The 22371-nt window shown below is 68.5% G+C and carries 19 protein-coding genes; 11 read left to right on the top strand and 8 right to left on the bottom strand.

Features of this window, described 5'->3' with window-relative positions; genetic code table 11:
• The first annotated feature begins 29 nt into the window (after positions 1-29).
• The 4 genes from ACFV2O_RS36000 to ACFV2O_RS35985 all read left to right on the top strand — a co-directional run bounded on the left by ACFV2O_RS36000 (position 30) and on the right by ACFV2O_RS35985 (position 3793).
• Positions 30-1550 carry a multicopper oxidase family protein gene (locus tag ACFV2O_RS36000; protein ID WP_379256199.1) on the top strand — a complete coding sequence of 507 codons (1521 nt, stop codon included), beginning with the start codon at positions 30-32 and terminating at the stop codon, positions 1548-1550.
• A gap of 88 nt (positions 1551-1638) precedes the next feature.
• Entirely contained in the window at positions 1639-2370 is a 732-nt protein-coding gene (locus tag ACFV2O_RS35995) for an ABC transporter ATP-binding protein (protein WP_364430198.1), read from the top strand.
• Positions 2367-3161: an ABC transporter permease gene (locus ACFV2O_RS35990; RefSeq protein ID WP_379256197.1), complete on the top strand. Its 795-nt coding sequence runs from the start codon at positions 2367-2369 to the stop codon at positions 3159-3161. Before ACFV2O_RS35995 ends, ACFV2O_RS35990 begins: the two co-directional genes overlap by 4 nt.
• Complete coding sequence (locus tag ACFV2O_RS35985) at positions 3158-3793, top strand: TetR family transcriptional regulator (RefSeq protein ID WP_355080819.1); 636 nt, start codon at positions 3158-3160, stop codon at positions 3791-3793. The genes ACFV2O_RS35990 and ACFV2O_RS35985 overlap by 4 nt, the downstream gene beginning before the upstream one ends.
• A gap of 25 nt (positions 3794-3818) precedes the next feature.
• On the opposite strand, the gene ACFV2O_RS35980 is transcribed toward ACFV2O_RS35985, so the two are convergent.
• From ACFV2O_RS35980 to ACFV2O_RS35955, 6 genes are all read right to left on the bottom strand, one after another.
• On the bottom strand, positions 3819-4337 hold the full coding sequence (locus ACFV2O_RS35980) for a L,D-transpeptidase (RefSeq protein ID WP_355080817.1): 519 nt from the start codon (positions 4335-4337) through the stop codon (positions 3819-3821).
• A 208-nt stretch (positions 4338-4545) separates the two neighbouring features.
• On the bottom strand, positions 4546-4776 hold the full coding sequence (locus tag ACFV2O_RS35975) for a Trm112 family protein (RefSeq protein WP_379256194.1): 231 nt from the start codon (positions 4774-4776) through the stop codon (positions 4546-4548).
• A 9-nt stretch (positions 4777-4785) separates the two neighbouring features.
• Complete coding sequence (locus tag ACFV2O_RS35970; protein WP_379256193.1) at positions 4786-5340, bottom strand: GtrA family protein; 555 nt, start codon at positions 5338-5340, stop codon at positions 4786-4788.
• Positions 5337-7583, bottom strand: a complete 2247-nt coding sequence (locus ACFV2O_RS35965; protein ID WP_379256191.1) for a hypothetical protein — start codon at positions 7581-7583, stop codon at positions 5337-5339. Before ACFV2O_RS35965 ends, ACFV2O_RS35970 begins: the two co-directional genes overlap by 4 nt.
• A 71-nt stretch (positions 7584-7654) precedes the next feature.
• Positions 7655-8146: a GtrA family protein gene (locus ACFV2O_RS35960; protein ID WP_379256189.1), complete on the bottom strand. Its 492-nt coding sequence runs from the start codon at positions 8144-8146 to the stop codon at positions 7655-7657.
• Positions 8143-10314: a hypothetical protein gene (locus ACFV2O_RS35955; RefSeq protein WP_379256209.1), complete on the bottom strand. Its 2172-nt coding sequence runs from the start codon at positions 10312-10314 to the stop codon at positions 8143-8145. Before ACFV2O_RS35955 ends, ACFV2O_RS35960 begins: the two co-directional genes overlap by 4 nt.
• Before the next feature lie 269 nt (positions 10315-10583).
• Between ACFV2O_RS35955 and ACFV2O_RS35950 the strand changes: the two genes are divergently transcribed.
• Together ACFV2O_RS35950 and rffA are read left to right on the top strand one after the other, a co-directional pair.
• Complete coding sequence (locus ACFV2O_RS35950; protein ID WP_379256187.1) at positions 10584-11684, top strand: glycosyltransferase family 2 protein; 1101 nt, start codon at positions 10584-10586, stop codon at positions 11682-11684.
• The gene (rffA, locus tag ACFV2O_RS35945) at positions 11674-12813 is read left to right on the top strand and encodes a dTDP-4-amino-4,6-dideoxygalactose transaminase (protein WP_379256185.1); all 1140 of its coding nucleotides are present in this window, start codon (positions 11674-11676) and stop codon (positions 12811-12813) included. The genes ACFV2O_RS35950 and rffA overlap by 11 nt, the downstream gene beginning before the upstream one ends.
• A gap of 18 nt (positions 12814-12831) precedes the next feature.
• Here the strand turns inward: rffA and ACFV2O_RS35940 are convergent, their stop codons facing one another.
• Both ACFV2O_RS35940 and ACFV2O_RS35935 read right to left on the bottom strand, forming a co-directional pair.
• On the bottom strand, positions 12832-13431 hold the full coding sequence (locus ACFV2O_RS35940) for a class I SAM-dependent methyltransferase (RefSeq protein WP_355080806.1): 600 nt from the start codon (positions 13429-13431) through the stop codon (positions 12832-12834).
• 56 nt (positions 13432-13487) lie between these two features.
• Complete coding sequence (locus ACFV2O_RS35935; RefSeq protein ID WP_379256183.1) at positions 13488-16439, bottom strand: acyl-CoA synthetase; 2952 nt, start codon at positions 16437-16439, stop codon at positions 13488-13490.
• 805 nt (positions 16440-17244) lie between these two features.
• Here ACFV2O_RS35935 and ACFV2O_RS35930 point away from each other — a divergent pair.
• The 5 genes from ACFV2O_RS35930 (at position 17245) to ACFV2O_RS35910 (ending at position 22368) form a co-directional block, all read left to right on the top strand.
• Positions 17245-18651 carry a family 2B encapsulin nanocompartment shell protein gene (locus tag ACFV2O_RS35930; protein ID WP_355080802.1) on the top strand — a complete coding sequence of 469 codons (1407 nt, stop codon included), beginning with the start codon at positions 17245-17247 and terminating at the stop codon, positions 18649-18651.
• 14 nt (positions 18652-18665) lie between these two features.
• On the top strand, positions 18666-20234 hold the full coding sequence (locus ACFV2O_RS35925) for a family 2 encapsulin nanocompartment cargo protein terpene cyclase (RefSeq protein ID WP_379256181.1): 1569 nt from the start codon (positions 18666-18668) through the stop codon (positions 20232-20234).
• A 43-nt stretch (positions 20235-20277) separates the two neighbouring features.
• On the top strand, positions 20278-21150 hold the full coding sequence (locus ACFV2O_RS35920; protein WP_379256179.1) for a geranyl diphosphate 2-C-methyltransferase: 873 nt from the start codon (positions 20278-20280) through the stop codon (positions 21148-21150).
• Entirely contained in the window at positions 21147-21722 is a 576-nt protein-coding gene (gene idi, locus ACFV2O_RS35915; protein WP_355080797.1) for an isopentenyl-diphosphate Delta-isomerase, read from the top strand. The genes ACFV2O_RS35920 and idi overlap by 4 nt, the downstream gene beginning before the upstream one ends.
• A gap of 295 nt (positions 21723-22017) precedes the next feature.
• The gene (locus ACFV2O_RS35910; protein ID WP_355080795.1) at positions 22018-22368 is read left to right on the top strand and encodes a hypothetical protein; all 351 of its coding nucleotides are present in this window, start codon (positions 22018-22020) and stop codon (positions 22366-22368) included.
• Positions 22369-22371: the final 3 nt, after the last annotated feature.

The raw sequence follows: 22371 nt of genomic DNA, 5'->3' as shown, positions 1-22371 counted from the left end.
GGGGCACTTGCCATTTCTACCGTCGGTCCATGCCTTCGGATTTCCGGCCGCGCAAGCGGCGGTGGTTGCTCATCGTTCTCGTCTGCGTCGCGGCGTTGCCGGTCCTCGTGGTCGGTGGCGTCGCCTGGGTCTACGCCCGAGCGGACGTGTCCACGGTCGGGAAGACGGAATTCCGGAACGAACTCGCCATTCCTCCGCTGGCGCCGTCGCGGGTGGGCGCCGACGGGACGCGCACGTTCGAACTCGACATGCGCGCCGGGCGAAGGGAATTCCAGCCCGGCCGGGCTACGGAGACGTGGGGATTCAACGGCGACTACCTCGGGCCGACGCTGCGGGCGCGGCGCGGGGAGAACGTGGCCGTCACCGTGCGCAACACGTTGCCGGAGGCCTCCACCGTGCACTGGCACGGCATGCATCTGCCCGCGGCAATGGATGGCGGGCCGCACCAGATGGTGGCTCCCGGCGCGGCGTGGACGCCGCGGTGGACCATCGATCAACCGGCCGCGACGCTCTGGTATCACCCCCATCCGCACGGGGCGACCGAAGCGCACGTGCGCCGCGGATTGGCGGGTATGTTCCTGCTCGACGACGAGGTGTCCACCACCTTGCCCCTCCCCTCCGACTACGGGGTGAACGATCTGCCGTTGATCGTCCAGGATGTGCGGTTCGACGGCGCGGCGTTCGACTCCGCGCACGCGATGTTCCGCGACGTGGGGTTTCTCGGCGATCGGACGATGGTCAACGGCACGCTCGCGCCGTACCGCGACGTCGGCGACGAACTCGTCCGGTTGCGTCTGCTCAACGCCTCGACCGCGCGGATCTACACCTTCGTCTTCGCCGACGGGCGGCCGTTCTCGCTCGTCGCGACCGACAGCGGGCTGATCGAAAGACCGAGCACCGTGGACCGGCTTCGGCTGTCACCGGGCGAGCGGGCCGAGATCGTGGTCCGGATGCGGCCGGGCGAGCGCACCGTGCTGCGCGGCGGCGAACTCGACGCCGGGCTGGATTTCTGGACCCAGCGGTTCTCCGGCGGCGACGACACTTTCGACATCCTCGAACTACGCGCGGCAAGCACGTTGCGGCCCGCGCCGGAACTCCCCGCGGTCCTGGCGTCTCCGACCACACCGGACGGCGGTGATTCGGTGCTGGAACGGCATTTCGACCTGAACCTGGCCGGGATCAACGGCAGGCCGATGGCCATGGACCGCATCGATTTCGCGGTCACGCGCGGCACGGCGGAGACCTGGGTGGTGCGCAACAACGACGGCATGCCGCACAACTTCCACATCCACGACGTGCGATTCCGCGTGCTCGCGGTGGACGACGAGCCGCCGCCCGCGGCACTGACCGGCCCGAAGGACACCGTCTTCCTGCCGCCGAACAGCACGGTCCGGCTGGCGATGCGCTTCGACGGCCCGGCCGATCCCGACGCGCCCTACATGTACCACTGCCATCTGCTCTGGCACGAGGACCTCGGAATGATGGGCCAGTTCGTGGTCGTGAATCCGGGCCAGGCGGCGGGAACACCGCCGGTGCGGCACAGCCACTGATTCCGGAAAAAAGCACTCTTGCCGGTCGAGCGCGAGCGCGCTAAATTCATCGTACAGTGAATTCAACACTCGATGAATTGAGGCGACCGTGTCGCAAGCCAGCCCCTCCCCCGCCGTCGAGGTACGAGATCTGCGGGTCCACCGCGGCGGCCGTGAAGTCCTGCACGACGTCTCGCTGACCATCCCGCGCGGCTCGATCACCGGACTGCTCGGTCCGTCCGGATGTGGCAAGACGACGCTGATGCGCAGCATCGTCGGCACCCAGATCATCGAATCGGGTGAGGTCACCGCGCTCGGCCACCCGGCGGGCTCCCCGACGCTTCGCCATCTGATCGGGTATGTCACGCAGGCGCCCAGCATCTACAACGACATCAGCGTCCGGGAGAACGTCGCGTACTTCGCCGCGCTCTACGGCCGTGATCGCGCCGACGTGGACGACGCGATCACGGCGGTGGGCCTGGCCGATCACGCCCAGCAACGCGGCGACGAACTCTCGGGCGGCCAGCTGACACGAGCGTCGCTCGCGTGCGCGCTGGTCGCCCAGCCCGAACTGCTGGTGTTGGACGAACCGACCGTCGGCCTGGATCCCGTGCTGCGCGTCGAGTTGTGGAAGCAGTTCCACGAACTGGCCGCGAACGGGACGACGCTGCTGGTCTCCAGCCATGTCATGGACGAGGCCGAGCACTGCGACCGGCTGCTGCTGATGCGCGACGGGCAGTTGCTGGCCCAGCTCAGCCCCGACGAACTGCGCGCGCAGACCGGCGAGCAGAACTTGGAAACCGCCTTCCTCACCCTTATCACGATGGGACAGAACGCATGACCGCCATCTCGGAAGCCGCGCCGAGGCGGACGCCGACGCTGCGCCCCTACGCCGCGACCACCGGCCGCATCCTGCGGCAGCTGCGCAACGACCACCGCACCGTCGCCATGATCCTGGTGGTCCCCGCCCTGCTGATGGCGCTGCTGTATTTCATCTACAAGGACACTCCGACCAACCCGCTGAATCCGGTGCCGCTGTTCGACCGGGTCGGCATCAGCATGCTCGGCATCCTGCCGTTCATCGTGATGTTCCTGATCACCGCGATCGCCATGCAGCGGGAACGCACCTCGGGCACGTTGGAGCGACTGCTTTCGACGCCGCTGACGAAACTCGACCTGCTCGCCGGATACGGCACCGCGTTCTCGCTGGCCGCCGCCGCGCAGGCGATCGTCGCCTGCTTGGTCTCGTTCGGTTTGCTCGGACTGGGCTCGGCGGGCAGCCCCGCGTGGGTGGTGCTGATCGCCGTCGTCGACGCGGTGTGCGGGGTGGCGCTGGGTCTGCTGGCGAGCGCGTTCGCCCGCACCGAATTCCAGGCCGTACAGTTCATGCCGGTCGTGGTCGCCCCGCAGATCTTCTTGTGCGGCTTGCTCGTTCCCCGCGGCCAGCTGCCCGATTGGCTGGAGGTGATCAGCAACGTGATGCCGTTGAGCTACGCGGTCGACGCGCTGCAACAGGTGTCGACGCATCCGGAGGTCACCGGCCAGATGTGGCGCGATCTGGCCATCGTCGGCGGGTTCGCGATCGTCGCCCTGTGCCTCGGCGCGGCCACGCTACGACGGCGGACCGCGTGACGGCAGGCAACGGCGCCGAGCGTCCCGCTCGCACCGGCCGCCGACCCGGGCAATCGGGCGCCCGCGAGGCCATCCTCGCGGCCGCTCGCGCCCGGTTCGCGGATATCGGCTTCGACAAGACCTCCGTGCGCGCGGTCGCCACCGACGCCGGGGTCGATCCCGCTCTGGTGCATCACTACTTCGGCACCAAGCAACAGCTCTTCGCCGCGGTGGTGGAGTTGCCGGTGGATCCCGAGGCGACCTTGCGCGTCATCGAGGCCGCACCGCTGGACCGGTTGGGCGAGACCATTCTTCGCACGGTGGTCGCCGTGTGGGATTCGCCCGCGGGTCCCGGCGTGGTCGCGATGGTGCGCAGTGTCCTGGCCGGCAGTCACGATCCGTCCCTGGCCAGGGCGTTCCTCTTGGAGGTCGTGCTGGAACGCGTCCGCAGGCGGATCGCCACCCCGCAGGACGACGGCCGCGCCCGGATCAGCCTGGTCGCCTCGCAGATGATCGGCGTGCTGGTCGGCCGCAAGGTCATCGGAGTGGAACCGCTGGCCTCGATGTCCGCCGCCGACCTGGTCGCCGCGGTGGGCCCGACGCTGCAGCGCTATCTGACCGGTGACATCGGCCAGGAACCGGTGTCCCGGTGACCGCGACGAGGGGACGCCGGGGCCGTCACTCCACGACTTCGACGACGTCACCGGGCCACAGGTACTCGTAGAACGCCTTGGCACCCTCGTAGGTCATCCGGACGCAGCCGTGCGACTTCTTCTCGATCGGACCGACATGGAAGGCGATGTCGCCGTTGAAGAAGGTCGCGTATTCCATCGGAGCGTTGTGCATGGTGCTCCAGTGGAACTCCTTCTTGAACGAGACGTGGAAGACGCCGGGCGGCGTCTCGTATCCCGGCATGCCGTGCGAAATCGGCGTCGGGCCGTAGACCACCTTGCCGTCGTCCATCAGCCACGCCTCATTGGTGGACAGCCGCATGCACGCACGGGCCGCGGTGGAACACGGCGCCACGGCCGGCGGGGGCGGCGGAGGTGGGATGAGCGCGGGCAAACCTGGGATGTCCGGGCCACCCGGCCACAGTGGCTCGGCCTGCGCGGGCGTCGCCATGGCGAATCCCGCCGCCGCGACTGCGCAGGCCATCGCGCATCGAGCCGTCCAATTACGTAAACGCGAATCGCTCATGACGTTCCCGACCTCTCTCTCATACGCCACCTGTGCGCTGATCAGGTCGGTCGCAACGCCCCTGTGCTGGAGCGAGATGACCGTCTCGAAGTGCAAATGATCATGGCGGAGCCGGCTTCGAACGGTCAATGGACGCAAAACGACCGTGACGCATCCGTTGCCGCGCAGTGGGCGAGTCGTGAGAGAAAGGGGACGGCCGCGCGGAGGGTCAGGCGTCGCCCGGAGCGGTGAACGCTTCGTGCTCGGCGTCGGTGACGTCCCTGGCTTCGTCGACGAGCAGCACCGGGATGCCGTTCTCGATCGGGTATGCCCGGCGCAGGCGCGGGTTGTAGAGCAACGCGCTGTCGTCGGCGGCGCGGACCAGCCGCAGCGGGCCCTTGTCCTGCGGGCAGGCCAGCAGGCTCAGCAGTGTGGCGTCCAGGGTGGTGTGCTCAGGCATATCAGGAACCTACCTTCCGGCCGTGCCGGAACGAGAACCGTCCGCATCGGGGGCGGGCGTCCGGCGGAACGAGATGTGGCGATGACCGAAGAAGCTGGCGCCCGCCACCAGCGCCATCACCGCGATCGCCGACGGAATGCTCGGCAGGTGCAGCACCGAGACGCCCAATTGGAGCAGCACCATGTTCAGCACCAGTCCGCCGGAGTTCACCGCGACGAACGCGACGAAATCCCGCACCGTGCGCCCGCGCACCCGGAACACCAGGGTCCGGTGCAGGACGAACGCCACGAACACGCTGATCGAGTAGGCCAGGGCGGGCGCGAGCGCGGCGGGCGCCCGGTCGCCGAGTACCGCCAGCCACAGCACCGTCAGCGCCATGCCGAGGCCCGTGTTCACCATGCCGACGATGGCGAACGCGATCTCTTGCCGACGCACCAGGCGCAGCAGCGGACCCGGGTCCGCGCTCTTGGCCCCGGAACCCGTCTCGGCCGTGGCACCCGCGGCATCGAAGCGCCGCGCGTCCGATGCAGGCGCGCCGACGTCGTCCGCCGCATCCGCGCTCATCGGGCGGCGTCGGCCAGGTGGGTTTCCGGCGTCACGGCCGCGTCGAGCGGGGACGGCTCGGCACCGGAACCTTCGTCGAGCCGCCGCCTGCCGCGCAGATACGCCCACTGCGACAGGCCGACGATGAGCAGGCCGAGCAGTGCGGCGGCGACGCCGATCCGCCACCCCGGCGGCTGCCACGACACGACCAGGTCACCGGAGCTGCCAGCCGGAAGATCCACGGCGACAAAGGTTTTCGCCACCAACGTGGAGGGTGTCTCGCGACCGTCGAGCGTCACCCGGTAACCGGGCCAGCCGAGCCGCGCGAAGACGATTCGGCCGCCCTCCGTGGAACTCACCCGCACCCGGCTGGTCGTGTCCGACTCCCCGACCGAGGTGGCAGTCACGCCCTGGGTGGCGGCGATCCGGCCGTCCCGCGCCGAGATCGAGCCGTCGGTGCGCTCCAGCACCGAGATGTACTTCTCGTGCCCGGGGTAGTCGACCCAGCGCCAGCCGGGCGGCGCGGGCTGGTCGCGCGCGTCCGGGTACAGAGCGCGATGCAGTACCACCCGGTCGACTTTCATCAGGTCGACGATGGTCCGGCCGGTGGTCGGCTCGGTCGCGAACGCGCGCCGGTAGGCATCGGGACAGACGCTGGTGTCCCAGCGCATGCACAACGTCTCGCCGAACCAGTAGTGCCCGTTGGGGGTGTATCCGCTGACGTAGGTCAGCTCGAGGTCTTTGGCGTAGTTGCCGAATACCAGCGATCCGTACGCGCCGGGCAGATTCCGTTCCTGCGGCGGGATGAGCATGCGGTCGCCGAGTTGCAATGTGGTGCCGGGGAAGTCGGGGAACGCGGCTTTCATCTCCGAGCGGTTCTCCGGCAGATTCCAGCCCATCGGCGTCGGTTGCGCGTCCCGCACCTGGAGGTACGCGATGGGGAAGACCGAAACGACGATCAGCGCGCACGCCGCGGCCACGCCCCGGCTGCGCCCGAGCCATACCGCGACGGCGCCGAGCGCGGCCACCCCGAACGCCGCGACGACGTGCCGGATCACCTCGTGCGGCGCGGCCGAGAAAGTGCGCACCCACAGCAGGCCGATCAGCACCGCGGCCGCTATGCCACGCCGCCGCCAGTCCCGCACGGTCGCGAAACGGCCGAGCAGCACGCACACCAGCACCAGCAGGCCGAGCGCGATCATCGGCAACACCCGCGCGGGCCAGCGCAACGGTCCGACCGCGCCGGGACCGGCCGTCCACATCAGCGCCATCACCGCGAACAGTCCGGGCGCGACGAGCTCACGCGCCGCGCCGAGCGCCTTGCGCCAGTCGACGAACGCCAGCGCGGGAATCAGGAACCACGCGATGTAGACCACCGGCATCGGCTGCACGTAGCCCCACCAGGAACTGAACGCGGGCAGCGTGCTGGGCAGGCTGGCGTTCAGCGACTCCGACCACGGCACCGTGAGGAACTGGTCGTTGTTGATCTGCGCGGTGCCGCGCCAGGTCACCTTCGCCGACAGCATGCTCGGCAGGTAGGTGGCCAGTCCGGCCAGCGCCGCACCGCCGGCGACGGTGAGCAGACGCACCGACGGACGCCACGCCTTCTGGTACACGAGTTCGCCGATCGCGACCGCGACCACCATCAGCCCGGCCTCGACCGCCGGGAAGATGTACTGCACCGAGATGGCGAGATACAAGAAGACGAAGGTGGGAATCGGCCCGCTGCGCCCGCGGGCGTAGCGCACGCCGGAGGCCCAGGCGTGCGCCATCCAGGCGGTGCCGGTGAACGCGGTCATCCAACTGGACTCGTCGAAGAACAGCAGCCATCCGGTGAACGGAATGGCGGCCCCCGCGACCGCCGCCCACGGCGCCTTCGCTCCGTAGGCCAGGCAGATCCGGTACACACCGAGCGCCAGGATGATCGCGAAGATCAGCTTCACCACGGTGGCGTACAGCGCGAGGTTGTCGACCGAGGGCGCGATCAGATCGATCAGCAGTTGCGGCGGATTGAGCAGCCCGGCCTCTTCGATGGTGTAGTTGCCCGCCATCCAGTGCTCGGGGATCATGCCGGGCAATCGTCCCTCGCGCAGGTACCGGCCGAGCATCACCCACAGCGGCGCGTACTGCGATTCGGTGTCGTCGGTATAGAAATGCCGGACGTTGGCGAGTAGCACCGCACCGTATCCCGCGATGACCCCGAGCGCCGTGATGACGCCCCATGTGCAGACTTCGCGCGAAGGAAAGGTGCTACGTTCGGCCACGAGTTCCAGACCCTACCGTCACCGCGGTGCCGCTCCGGCAAGCCAGTACCGGGATGCCATTCGGTGACGCGTCATCCGCTGGCGTTCTCGGTCCGCGCCTCCGGCTTGCGGCGGAACGAAATGTATCGATGGCCGAAGAAACTGACGACGGCGACCAGGCCCATCACCACGACGGCCGACGGAATCCGCGGCAGGTGCAGCACCGAGACCGCCAGCGACAGCAGCACCGTGTTCATCAGCAGCCCACCGGAATTCACCACGACGAAGCCCGCGAAGTCGCGCAGCACCCGGCCGCGCACCCGGAACACGAGCGTCCGGTGCAGGACGAAAGCGACGACGATGCCGACGGCGTAGGCCAGCACGACCGCCACGGCGGGCGGCCACGCGTCACCCAGCACCGCCAGCCACACCACGGTCAGCGCGATCCCGAGCAGGGTGTTACACGCGCCGACCAGCGCGAAGGCGACCTCCTGCCGCCGGACCACCCGCACCAGGAGTCCAGCCGCGGGCCCGTCGCCCACCGCGTCGGCGCCCACGGCGACCGGAGGCGGGTTCGCCGTCACGAAACGACGTCCGCCAACTCGCGATCCGGTTCGGCGGGCTCGGCGGCGGCGCTCTCCTCCGGCTCCTCGCGGCGCCGGGACCGGACGTACAGCCACTGCAGGACGCCGATGCCGAGCACACCCGCCACCGCGGCGGCGATGCCGATCTTCCAGCCGGGCGGACGCCAGGTCAGCACCAGTTCGGCGTCCTGGGTGCCCGCGGGAACATCGACGGCGATGAAGGACTTGGCGACCGTCGTGATCGGAAGCGACTTGCCGTTCAACGTGACTCGGTACCCCGGCCAGCCCAGCCGAGCGAACACGACCCGGCCGCCTTCGGCCGAGGACACGCGCACCCGGCTGGTGGTGTCGGTCTCGGAGATCGACGTCGCGGTCGCCTTCTGGGTCGCCGTCACGCGGCCGTTCGTCGTCGAGATCGGTCCGCCGACGCGTTCCAGCACCGCGATGTAGCGCTCGTGCCCGGGATACTCGACCCACGTCCAGCCCTCGGGTGCGGGCTGGCCGGGCGCGTCCGGGAACAGCGCCCGCTGCACCACCACGCGGTCCAGGTTCATCAGATCGACCAACGGCCGCCCGGTGGTCGGCTCCGGCGCGAACATACGCCGGTAGGCGTCCGGGCAGACACTGCCGTCCCAGCGCATGCACAGCAGCTCACCGAAGTAGAAATGGCCGCTGGGGGTGTACCCGTTGACGTAGTTCAACTCGAGTCCGCGGGCGTAGTTACCGAAGACGAGCGAGCCGTAGGCCGCCTCGATGCTCTTGTCCTGCGGCTGCAGCAGTCCGCGGTCGCCCAGCTGGATGGTGTTGCCCGCGAAGTCCGGGAACGCGGCCATCGCCTCCGAACGCTTCGTCGGCAGATTCCACGACATCGGCGTGGGTTGCGCGGCATCGACCTGGAAATAGGCGATCGGGAACATCGCGACGATGGTCAGGGCGCACGCCGCCGCGGTGCCCTTGGCGCGCCCGAGCCACACCACCGCCGCCACCAGCGCCGCCAGCGCCAGGGCCGCGATGACGTGCCAGATGGCGTCGTGCGGGTCGGCGGAGAAGGAGCGCACCCAGAGCAGCAGGATCAGCACGCCCGCCGCGATGCCGCGGTTCTTCGGATCGCGGAACGTCCCGAAACGCCCCAGCAGCACGCACACCAGGACGAGCAGCCCGATGGCCAGCATCGGCAGCACGCGTGCGGGCCAGCGCAGCGGCCCGACGGAACCGGGGCCCGCGGTCCACATCAGCATCATGATCGCGAAGATCGCGATCGCGCTGAGCTCCCGCCACGCCTCCTTGGCTCGCCGCCAGTCGACGAACGCCAGGGCGGGGATCAGGAACCAGGCGATGTAGGTGACCGGCAGCGGCTGCACGTAACCCCACCACGACGTGAAGGCGGGCATCGAACTGGGCAGGCTGGCGTTCAGCGACTCCGACCACGGCACCGTCAGGAACTGGTCGTTGTTGATCTGCGCGGTGCCGCGCCAGGTCACCTTGGCCGACAACATGCTCGGCAGGAAGGTCAGCAGGCCCGCGAGCCCGGCGCAGCCCGCCGCCAGCGTCAGCCGCAGCACCGGCTGCCACTTGCGCTGGTACACGAGCTCGCCCACGGCCACGGCCAGCAGCATCAGCACCGCTTCGACCGCGGGGAAGATGTACTGCGTCGAGATGGTCAGGTACAGGTAGACGAAAACCGGAACGGGCCCGCCTCGACCGCGCGTGTAGCGGACCGAGGCCGCCCAGGCGTGCACCATCCACGCTGTGCCGGTGAGCGCGGTCATCCAGCTGGCTTCGTCGAAGAACAGGAAGAAGCCCGACAGCGGCAGCGCGATACCCGCCACCGCCGACCAGGCGGGCCGCCCGCCGTAGACGAGGCAGACGCGGTAAACGCCGAGGGCGGCGATGATCGAGAAGATCAGCTTCACGACGGTGGCGTACAGCGCGACGTTGTCCACCGAGGGCGCGATCAGATCGATCAGCAGCTGTGGCGGGTTGAACAGGCCCGCGTCGTCCATGGTGTTGTTGCCCGCCATCCAGTGCTCGGGCACCATGACCGGAAAATCGCCCGCGCGCAGCGCACGGCCGAGGCCGACCCACAACGAGGTGTACTGGGACTCGGTGTCGTCGGTGAAGAAATGCCGGGCGTTGGCGAGCAGGACAGCGAGGTAACCCGCGACCACTCCGAGCGCGGTGATGACCCCCCACCGGTAGACATCTCGCCGCGAATACGCGTCCGGCGGCGAGTCGAGCACTGCACTGTCCGTCACGAGTTCCAAACCCTACAGGGCGGCTCCCGGCTTGGCATCGGTCGCGGACGCCACCAAGATGAGGGCATGATCAGCTGCTCCGCTGGCCACCCGGCGCACCGTGCTAGAGTCCACACCGGTTCGGGCTCCGCAGTTCTGCCACGAGTACCGGCACGCACCGTCATCGAAAGTCGATCCAGCTGATGCCGATCCCACCCGCCCGCACACTCCGTTCCGGCGCCCCCGCGACGAACGGTGACTCGGCACGGCCCGGCGTGGACCGGCCGCACACGGTGTCGGTGGTCGTGCCGGTGTACCGGGGCGAGGACACGATCGCCGGTCTGGTCGCCGAACTGCACGATCTCACGCGCACCACCGAGACTCCCGGCGGCACCCCGTTCGTCGTCTCCGAGATCATCCTGGTGCACGACCACGGCCCGGACCGCTCCGACGTGGTGCTGCAAGAACTGCAACGGACCTATTCGACCGTGCGCACCGTCTGGCTCAGCCGCAACTTCGGCCAGGACGCCGCGACGATCGCCGGGATGTCGGCCGCGGCCGGTGACTGGATCGTCACCATGGACGAGGACGGCCAGCACGATCCCCGCTTCATCAGCACGTTCCTGGACACGGCGCTGGCGCAGCGCGCCGATCTGGTCTACTCCAAGCCGAGCAACACCAGGCCGCACGGCTTCCTGCGCAATCTGACCTCGCGCGGAGCCAAGCTGGTGCTCGCGACGCTGTTCGCGTTCCCGGATTCCACCCGGTTCGAGAGCTACCGGCTGATCCGCGGGGACATCGGCAGGCAACTGGCCGAGGTCGCGTCCAACGGCGTCTACCTGGACGTCGCGCTGACCTGGGTGGTCGGCGCCGTCGCGCAGGCGCCGGTGGTGCTGCGCGCCGAGGGCAGGGAGGAGTCCGGCTACAACTACCGCCGCCTGTTCTCGCTGTTCTGGAAGATGGTGCTGTGCAGCGGGACCCGCGGGTTGCGGCTGGTCAGCCTGCTCGGCGTCACCCTGGCGCTGGCCGGCGGCGTGATGGCCGCGGTCGTCGTGATCGAAGCGCTGACCACCGACGGCTGGGCACCGGAAGGCTGGGCATCCACCATCGTGGTGCTGCTGCTGTGCTCCGGCGCCATCCTGTTCTCACTCGGACTCATCGCCGAGTACCTGGGCGTGGCGCTACACATCCTGGTGGGCAAACCGCTCTATCTGACCGTCGAGACGCCGACACCGCGTCCGGCGGACACTTCGGAAATGACCGCGACCACCGCCAGCAGGGGGACCGACCGGGTTGAGCACTGACCGCGTCATCTTCAGCCGTCCGTACCGGGCGCGCCGGGAATTAGCGAATCTGGAGGCCGTGCTGGCCTCCGACCACAGCCACGGCGACGGACAGTTCACCGCGTCGGCCACCGCGAAGCTGAAGGCGATCACGGGCGCTCCGCACGCCCTGCTCACCACCTCCTGCACATCCGCGCTGGAAATGGCGGGCCTGCTGCTGGAGTTGGGGCCCGACGACGAAGTGATCGTGCCCAGCTTCGCCTTCACCTCCACCGCCACCTCGATGGCGCTGCGTGGCGCCACGTGCGTCTTCGCCGACATCGATCCGGCCACCGGGAACCTGGACCCTGAGTCGGTGGCGGCCGTGGTCACCGAGCGGACGAAGGCCGTGGTGGTCATCCACTACGGTGGCGTCGCCGCCGACATGGCCGGACTGCTCGACCTGGCGAACACGCACGGCTTCGCCGTCGTGGAGGACAACGCGCACGGACTCGGCGGCACCTGGCGTGACCGGAAGCTCGGCACCATCGGCACGATGGGCACGCTGAGCTTCCACGACACCAAGAACGTGCACTGCGGTGAGGGCGGCGCGCTGCTGCTCACCGACGAGATCCTGATGGCGCGCGCCGAGATCATCCGGGAGAAGGGCACCGACCGGGCCCGGTTCCTGCGCGGCGCGGTGGACAAGTACTCCTGGCAGGACATCGGCTCCAGCTACTTGCCCAGCGAGCTGAACGCGGCCGTGCTCGACGCGCAGTTGGACGAGTTCGACACCATCCAGGCCGGACGCCACCGGGTGTGGGACGCCTACGCCGCCGCCCTGCCGGATTGGGCCGAGCGCAACGACGTCCGTCTGATGTCCGTGCCCGCCGATCGCGGGCACACCGCGCATCTGTACTACCTGCGGACCCCGAACGAGCGCCGCCGCGACGACCTGATCGCGCACCTCGCGGCGCAGGGTATCTCCGCACCGTTCCACTACATCCCGTTGGATTCCAGCCCGGCCGGGTTCAAGCTCGGCCGCACGCCGCGGGCCTGCGCCCGCAGCGCGGAGTTCTCCGGAACCGTCGTGCGTCTGCCGCTCTGGCCGGATCTCACCGACGCGCAGGTGGCCCGCGTCGTGGACGCGGTCACCGCGTTCACCGTGTGAACCGGCCCGCACGCCGGCTCACGCGGTGAGTATGTAGAGCTTCTCCCGCCCGCCCGCGATGAGGGACTGCCGCGCCACCCGCGGGCCGTACGCCGTGAAGAACTCGTCCAGCGTTCGCTCGGTGAAGCGGTGCGCCTGCTCGCCGTCGCCCGCGTCGGTGAACCGCTTGCCGATCGTGGCGAGGACCGGATTGTCGCTGGTGGCCAGGTTGCGGACCGGTTCGGCGACGATCACCCGGTCGGTGGCCGCAGCGAGCATCCGATCGAGCAGCGGGCGCGGCTCGGGCAGGAAGTGGTAGAGGCTGGCCTGCATGATGACGTAATCGGCCGTGGGCAGCGCGTCGCCGGAATGCAAATTCCACACCTTGCCCCGCCCGCCCGCTTCGTTCACGCGCGCGACGAAGCGCTCGTTCAGATCGAGCCCGGTGTAGTCGACCGACTTGTGGCGCAAGTAGCGGGTGTAGAGCGTCGCGGGTCCGCAGCACAGATCGACCACGCTCGCCCCTTCCGGGACGAGCTCCGCGATAGCGCGATACCGAGCCGTGTAGTGCTTGCCGTACAACCCGCGCATCAGGACCTCGTAGACGGTCCCGTTGCGGTAAATGAGGCTCGTTCCCACAGGCACTCACTATGCCATCGGTCGATGAATCCGGCTCTTCGGCAATATGTATCGCGTCAGTCACCGAGCAGCGCGCGCGCTTGGTCGTCGGTGAGGATCTCGTAGGCGTCCGATGCCCGGTTGTACCACCAGGTATCCGGTCCCGGCTCCGGCCTGCCCGCCTCCTGCACGGCGCGGGCGGACGGACGGAACGACGGGCTGCGCGGGATGTCGTCCACCACGTACACCAGGTCGGGCCGCTGGTCCGGGTCCAGCACCCGCAACGCCTCGGTGACATCCTTCGGGTCAAGGTGGAAACCCTCGCGCACGCTCACCGCGGCCACCGCGATGCAATGGTCGTCGACATTGAGTCCGTAGGTGACTTCCATGTCCACGGCGGTGATGTCGTTGAGCACGTCGACGATCGGCTGACCGAAGACCGGCCCGCGCCGGGTGTGGATCACCGTGTCCGTGCGGTCCATCAGCCAGTAGTCGCCGTCGCTGTCGCGGCGGAACAGATTCTCCGTCGGCATCCAGGAGTCGCCCGCCGTGAATACCCCGCGCAAGCCGCCCGCGGAGATGTCGACGCCGTCGGACGCCTTGCCGATCAGCAGACCCACCTCGTTGTCCGCGCAACGGCGGGCGTAGCCGGATCCGTCGACCAGGATGCGTTCGGTGAGCGGGTCGTAGGCGACCAGTTCCACCTTCGCGGTGCCGGGAACCGGCCTGCCCTTGCATCCGCGTTTCACCCCGGCCACGTTGGCCAGCACCACGTCACCCTCGATCGAGGCGTAGTACTCGAGCACGCGGGCGGGTTCGAATTGCTCCACTGTGCGCCGCCACAGTCCGGCGGGCATTCCGGAGCCGATGAACAAACGGATCGGGTGGCTGTGGCCGTCCGGGAAAACCTCCGCGTCGAGGATGTCGCGCAGCATGGTCCAGGTGTAGGTCACCACGGTGACGCCGTAGCGGTGCACCTCCTCGGCGAAGCGCGCCGGGTCGAGCGACCGGGCCAGCGAGACCCGGCTACCACCCGCGATCGCCCCGCCGAGACTGACCAGCAGCCCGGACGAATGATGCAGCGGCGCAAGGCAGTACACCGTGTCCCTGCGATTCAGATCGGCCGTGGTCGCGGTGCCGAACGCCGACAGCGCCCAGCGGTGGTTGGTGATGTACTTCGTCTCCAGCCGATCACCGGTGCCGGTGACGAGCACGAAAGCCAGCTCGCGCGCCAGACCGGGGTCCGGCCGGTACCAGGCGGGCACCCGCACCCGCGCCGGGTCGATCTGCTCGAGGTCGATCAGGCGGTCGGTCGTGGGCAGCGCCAGCTCGCGCGTGCTACCACCGCCGAGCACCAGCACCCTGGCGTCGGTCGCGGCGGCCTGCCGCAGATTCTCCGGATCGGAGATCAGCGTCTCGACGCCGGTGAGCTCGATCGCGCGGCGCAGGTCGCTGTGCGGGGCGAGCAGCACCGCCACCGCGCCCAGCCGCGACAGCGCCGCGACCGAGGCCAGCGCGCTGGGCCGGGTCTCCATCACCACGCCGACCCGCATGGCCGGGCGCACGCCCACCGAGATCAGGCCGCGCACCACGTTGTCGATGCGCTCGTTGACCGCCGCGTTGGTGTGCACGCGGTCGTCGAACAGGAAGAGGTCCCGCTGCGGCGCGCGGCGCGTCTGCTCGGTCAGCAAACGGCCGAGCGATATCCGGGTATGCGGCTGGATCATGCCGAGGCGGGTCAGCCTGGGCAGAGCCCGCGCAGCCTCGCCCGCCAGTTCGATCGATCCGCGCACTGTGCTGTTGGCGATGCCTTCGAGGGCCTTGCCGACGCCGGTGCCCGCCTCGGCCAGCGTCGCGGCGGTGTGCACCACCCGGGTGGCCGCCGAGCGGGGGCGATTGCTCGGCACGTGCTCGGTCATCGGCACGATCTCAGGGGGCAGCGGCTTGTCGCCGTTCATCCATTCCACCCACTGCCGCACCAGCGGCCAGGTGTGTTTGCTGGCCATGCTTCCGGCCACCAGGCCGAAGTGGCCCGCGACCAATGTCGCCTCGTAGACCTCCGCGTTCGGCGCGGCCCGCACGATGCCGCGCACCGCGGCGGGCTGTCCGATGTCGTCGACCTCGCCGACGAACGCCAGGATCGGGCATTTCAGCTCGGCCAGCGAGATCGGGTGATCGCGGATCACGAAACCGCCGAGCATCAGCCGGTTGTGCGCGACGAATTGCTTGAGCAGATCCGCCGCGGCCGGGCCCGCGTAACCGACCCAGCCTTCGCTGTTGAGGAATCGGCGCTGGCGCTCCTTCGGCAACAACGCCTCGCGGTCGTGCAGCTGAAGCAGGAAGTCGATCCTCGACTTGGCCGTTTTCACCGGATCGAGCAACTGGAAGCCGATGCGCACCATGGAGTCGGTGATCGGCAACCGGGTGACCACATGATCGGCCAGGAAGTCCGCGACGTCGGAGACCATGCCGTAGGGCAGCCCGAACGGCATGCCCGCGACGATGTCGACCGGGCTGCCGAAGGTGACGATGCTGTCCACGCCCTTGCCGTACCGATAGGCGGCGGTCTGGTAGGCGAACATGCCGCCCTGCGAGTAGCCCATCAGGTGCACGCCGCTGCCGGTGGCCTCGTTGACGGTGTCGATCGCGCTGTTGACGGCCAGCACGTGGTCGGCGAGATCGCGCTGCCAGCCGCCCTCCTCGCTGGCGGGCGAGCCGAAGTCCACCACCCAGCAGTCGATGCCGCCGCGGTGCAGGATCCCGACGGCGCCCTCTTCTGCGTTCACATCCCAGATGTCGGCGTTCACCATGAGCGGCGGGACCAGCACGGCCACCGGGCGTCCCGGCGTCGTATCGTCGGGGAAGTAATGCCGCAGCCGGTACATGCGTCTGCGTTCCACGACCTCGAACGGCGAGGACGCGACGTCAGGGGTCAGCCCGCCGAAGCGGATGACCTCCAGGCCGTTCTGCGCGGTCGCCATCAACCGCTGTACCGAGCCCACCACAACCTTCGCATTCAACTTCACCATCGCTCCTGGCCCTACCCTAGAACGTGACCCGCATCACACACGGCGGCGTGTTCAGACGAGCTTCCCACACCACTTGTCCATTATGTGTCCGCTGTGACACGTCACATGCCAGGTTGCCGCAGTCGGCTCCCCGACAGTCACGTATCGACGCGGAAACATTCCATCGCGGCAGCCCCGGCCACCGGCAACCCGGATAGTTCAGCGCCATCGGTGTGGCCGGGCGCCCGCCACCGTTTTCGCGCCGCGCCGGAATACGGGCGCACATCGATCGAGGGGTCACCTACTCGACCGTATCCCGGCGGCACCCACGCCCCCGACTCGGACATGGCTTACGTCCGGCAGCACAGCGGGTAGGGACATCGCTCGCGACCGTTGGATGCCACGGCATAGCCGCGATGGCCACTCCGGCCGCCTGATTCGCCCACATCGAGAGAGCGCCGGGCACCGCTTGTGTGACGAGGCAGTCGAACGCTCACATAGCTGATCTGCCGCTACCAGAACGCAATTCGGACCAAACCTCGGGACGCAACCCGCCGTTACCGGAATCGACCGCGTGTCGTGACCATCCGGCGCGCGTCGGAACGATCTTCGAAATTTTTCTGTGCACAGCCGCTTTCGGCGTCTACCATCGATCACGTCTGGAACGCCCTGGCGCGTAGGCAAATTCGATCGATGAGCTCTCCGCGGGTCCGCCCGCTGCTGTTTGATGTGAACACCCGGCGACTCTGAACTATCGACGATCTCGAATCCCCTGCTCCACAACCCGTCACCACGTCTCGGTGGCCGTCTCGAGGTGAGGACACGCATGACCATTGAAATGCCAGTCCAAACGGAAAACAACGTGCGCAGGAGCCTGAGCACCAGTACGGCGGGCCTGCTCGCGCACACCACCAAATCCGAACCGCAGATGCAGGGCATCAGCTCGCGATGGCTCACTCGCGCGCTGCCGTGGACGCAGGTCAACGGCGGTGTATACCGAGTGAACCGCCGCCTCACCCACACCGTGGGCAACGGCGAAGTGGAATTCGTCATCGACGGCTCCACCGCACGCGTCATTCCCCTGGAATTGCAAGAACTTCCGGCGCTGCGCGGATTCGACGACGAGGACGTGCTGCGCGCCCTCGCGGACCGTTTCGAACAGCGCGATCTCGAACCGGGCATTGTGGTAGCGGAATTCGGCAATCCGATGGATCAAATTCTGCTGATCGTGCACGGCAAATTGAGCAAAATCGGGTCGGGTGAGTACGGCGAGCAGACGAAGCTCGGCATCCTCGGCGGCGGCGACTTCTTCGGCGACACGATATTGACCGAGCCTTCGGCGATCTGGCCGGTCACCATCAAGACGGTCACGCGAACAACCATGTTGGTCCTTCCGCGACGATCGCTCACAGAGTTCATCGACAGAACTTCGGCATTGCGCGAGCAACTTTCTCGCGTGGCTTCCGCACCCACCCATCCGCAGAACAACAAAGGCGAGGCGGACATCGCGATCGCCTCGGGCCACGCGGGCGAGCCGCTGTTGGAGGGCACGTTCGTCGATTACGACGCCGCCCCACGCCAATACGAACTCAGCCTGGCGCAGAGCGTGCTGCGAGTGCATACCCGAGTCGCCGACCTGTTCAACGACCCGATGAATCAGGTCGAGCAGCAGCTGCGCCTGACCATCGAAGCGCTCTACGAACGCCGCGAATACGACCTGGTCAACAACCCCGACTTCGGGCTGCTGCACAACTGCGATCTGAAGCAGCGCATCTACACCGAGACCGGCGCGCCCACCCCGGACGACTTCGACGAACTGCTCAGCATGCGCCGCAGCACGAAATTGTTTCTCGCCCATCCGAAGGCGATCGCCGCGTTCGGACGCGAATGCACCAAGCGCGGGCTCTACCCGGATCCGGTCGAGGTGGACGGGCACCGGGTTCCGGCGTGGCGAGGCGTACCGATCTTCCCGTGCGGCAAGATCCCGATCAGCGACACCCAGACCACCTCGATCCTGGCCATGCGCACCGGCGAGAAGGACCAGGGCGTGATCGGTCTGCACCAGACCGGGATTCCGGACGAATACGAGCCGAGCCTCAACGTGCGCTTCAAGGGCATCGACGACCAGTCGATCATCTCCTACCTGATCAGCTGCTATTACTCGGCGGCCGTGCTGGTGCCCGACGCCCTCGGCGTGCTCGACAACGTCTCGGTCGCCAGGCAAGCCGACTGACCGGGGTGATGGGCATGTCGGTGCTCTCCCGCGCCGCGGCGGCGCACGCCACCGATGAGGCGGCCGCCACCGTCGTCGCGCTACTCACTGATACCAGCACGACCGCTCCGGCTGACCTGTTGTCGACGAAAGCGGCTGATCCGCCTGATGTTTCGTTGGGAGCCGGACAGGCGGGGGTCACACCGCGCGCTCTGCTCGGTCCGTCCGGCCTGGGCGCCGCCGCGCTTTTGCTTCCCCGTACCGGCGCGGACGCTGCCACGACGCCCGCCGTGGCGGCGACCTCCCCTACCGCTGTCCGCGCCGGCACGCCGGGAGCAGCCATCGAAGGGGCAGCCGCAGTTCTCGCCACCGCACCGGGGCCGCCCCCGGTGACGGGAGGAACTCCGTTGCCCGCGGCGCCACGCATTCCCACCGGACCCACCGGGCTCGGCACGCCGTCGGCGCTGCTACACGGCCTCGCGGGGCCACCTCGCACGGGCACGCGGACGCAACCGAGCATCGGGTCGGTGGCCGCGGGCGGTCCCGCACGGGTGCCACGCGCACCGACCGGATCCGGCACCGCCGCGGTGTGCCGCGATCGGCAGGATCCGATTCCACCGCTGTACTGCCCGCCGCCGCTGCGTGACGATCCGGCTCTCGCCGAGGCCGTCAACACCGGCATCGTCGACTGGGCCAGGGACATCGGGTTGTACGAGGGACGGCTGGAGGAGTTGCGCGACGCCGATTTCGGCCGGCTGATCATGCTCGCCCACCCGGACTGCGACGATGCCGACCGGCTGCTGGCGGCGGCGAAATGCGCGGTCTCGGAATGGTCCGTGGACGACTACTACTGCGAGGAGGATGCCGACGACCGGGCACCGGACGGCACCCCCTCCAGCGCCGAGGCGGAGTTGGGTCCCCGGCTCGAATTGGCGGCCGCCGCCATGGACCCGGTCCATCTTCCCGCGCGTTACGTCGCCCAGCTCGAGGCCGCTCTCGAAGCCGATCCGATCCTGCGCGCGTTTCGCACGTCCTTCGAGCACCTCGCACGCTACGCACGTCCTGCGCAACTGGCCCGGCTGCGCACCGAGATCGCGGGCTGGTTCATCGCGCTCGGAGCGGAAGCGGGCTGGCGCTCGGCGGGGCGGATGCCGCCGGTGTGGGAGTACCTCGCCAATCGGCAACCGCACAGCTTCCTGCCGTGCATGGCGCCGACCGATGTGGTCGGCGGCTACGAGTTACCGGCCGCCGAGTACACCGACCCCGCGGTGCGCCGCGTGGTCACCACCGCCGCGCTGGCCAGCCAGATGGTGAACGACCTGTATTCGATGGCGCGCGAGGATCTCTCCAACGGCAGGGAGTTCAACCTGCCGACCGTCCTGGCCGCCGAGGAGCGCTGCTCGCGCCGCGAGGCCGTGCTGCGCACCGCCGAGGTGCACGACGAACTCGTGCACCGGTTCGAACGGGAAGCGGCGCCCCTGGCCGCGCTCGGCTCGCCGGAACTACGCCGTTTCCTCGCAGGCCTGTGGGCCTGGATGGGAGGCAACCGCGCCTGGCACGCCGACAGCAAGCGCTATCGCGACCCGCACCAGAGCCACCTGTAAGAGAGCAACGAAGCAGTACCGCACCGAGAGAGGATGATCGCGCATGACCATGCTCAACCCGGAGACCGGGACCGTTCTGCGTACCAGCTACCAGAAATCCGTCGCCGCGTACTGGAACAACAACCCGAACGACGACCGGGTCAACACCAAACTCGGTGAGGTCGACGGGCTCTACCACCACCACTACGGCATCGGCGAGCCGGACCTGTCCGTGCTGACCGGCCCGGCGGACACCCGCGAGGAACGCATCGTCGCCGAACTGCACCGGCTGGAGACCGCGCAGGCGGACTTCCTGCTCGACCACCTCGGCGACGTCCGGCCCGGCGACCGGCTGCTGGACGGCGGCTCGGGCCGCGGTGGCACCAGCTTCATGGCCAACCAGCGCTTCGGCTGCCAGGTCGACGGCGTGACCATCTCCGAATATCAGGTCGGCTTCGCCAACGACCAGGCTGTTCACCGCGGCGTCGCGGAGAAGGTGCGGTTCCACTTCCGCAACATGCTCGACACCGGCTTCGAGACCGGTTCCATGCGCGGGATCTGGACCAACGAGACCACGATGTACGTGGACCTCTTCGATTTGTTCAGCGAGTTCTCCCGCCTGCTGGAGCCGGGCGGACGCTACGTGTGCATCACCGGCTGCTCCAACGACGTGACCGGCGGTCGCGCGTCCTCGGTCAGCTGGATCGACGCGCACTACGGCTGCATGATCCATCCGCGCGGCGAGTACTTCCGCGCCCTGGCCGCGAACAACCTGGTGCCCATCTCCGTGACCGAACTCACCGCGGCGACCATCCCGTACTGGGAGCTGCGCACGCATTCCGAGCTCGCCACCGGCGTCGAGAAGCCGTTCCTGACCGCGTACCAGGAGGGGAGCTTCCACTACCTGCTCATCGCCGCCGATAAGGTGGGTAGGTGACCGACGCCCTCGCCCAGCCGTACACCGACCGCGAGGCCCTGCCCGTCGAACTCGTCGACGACGCGGGCCGCGCGGTCGGCGCGTGCACGGTCGCCGAGGCACACCTGGCCCCGGGACGACTGCACCGCGCGTTCTCCGTCTTGCTGTTCGACTCGGCGGGCCGGGTGCTCTTGCAGCAGCGTGCGGCGGTCAAGACCAGGTTCCCGTCGCTGTGGGCCAACACCTGCTGTGGCCACCCCGCACCCGGCGAACCGGTCGCTGCCGCGGCGGGGCTGCGGCTGGCCGAGGAAATGGGCCTGACGATCGCGCTCACCGAGGCCGGGATCTACCGCTACCACGCGGCGGACCTGCGCACCGGCCGCGTCGAATCCGAGTGGGATCACGTTCTGATCGGGCGCCTCGACATCGGCAACCCTCGACCGGATCCGGCCGAGGTCGCCGACTTCGCGTGGATTCAGCCGGACGCGCTACGCGACGCGCTGGCCGACAACCCGGACGCCTACACCCCATGGCTGGCCGGTGTCCTCGACGTCGCGGAACACGCGCACGTCACAGGAACCTCTGCGCACTGATTCGTCGTATCGTTTTCTCCTGGTCCGAGGCAGCCGAACACATCTCGCCGACTGCGCAGGCGCGGCTGCCTCGATCCAGCCCGCGAATTCACGACGGCTTTCCCTCCCGAGCCGGTTGTAGCTCGACATTCGCGCTGGTCGACACACTCGGCACGGTGCGTGACATCGATTGATGCGCATATCCATGTAACAACATGGAGTGAAACTGAGAGAACTCATAGGAACGGCACAGGCTGTGACCAGGACCGTTCTGCATCGTTGAGAGGTACGAGTTCTCGGTGAAGTGAGGTGCGTGATGGTGGAATTCGAGGTCACCGGAACGACGGTGACGGTGCACGTGCTCGGTGCGCATCAGCTGCTGGCGCTGCGCGACCAGCTGAGTTTCGACCTGTCCGCCGTCACCGCGCTCGGCATGGCCGGGGTCGACCGCCGCCCGCCGTGGGTGCGCACGCCCGGCACTTTCTTCCCCGGCGTGATCGCGGCCGGGACCTTCCGCGGCAAGGGCCGCAAGGAATTCTGGGACACCCGATTCGACGGACACGCCATCCGTATCGACTTGGCGGGCGCGGACGTCACACGGCTCGTGGTCGACGTGGCCGACCCGGACGCCGAACTGCGCAAGCTCGCCATCGCGGTAGCCGCCTGAGCC

The organism is Nocardia sp. NPDC059691 (assembly GCF_042733915.1).
GTDB classification, from domain to species: domain Bacteria; phylum Actinomycetota; class Actinomycetes; order Mycobacteriales; family Mycobacteriaceae; genus Nocardia; species Nocardia sichangensis.
The sequence above is the reverse complement of the archived record's forward strand: the minus strand, read 5'-3'. Positions and strand labels throughout refer to the sequence as shown.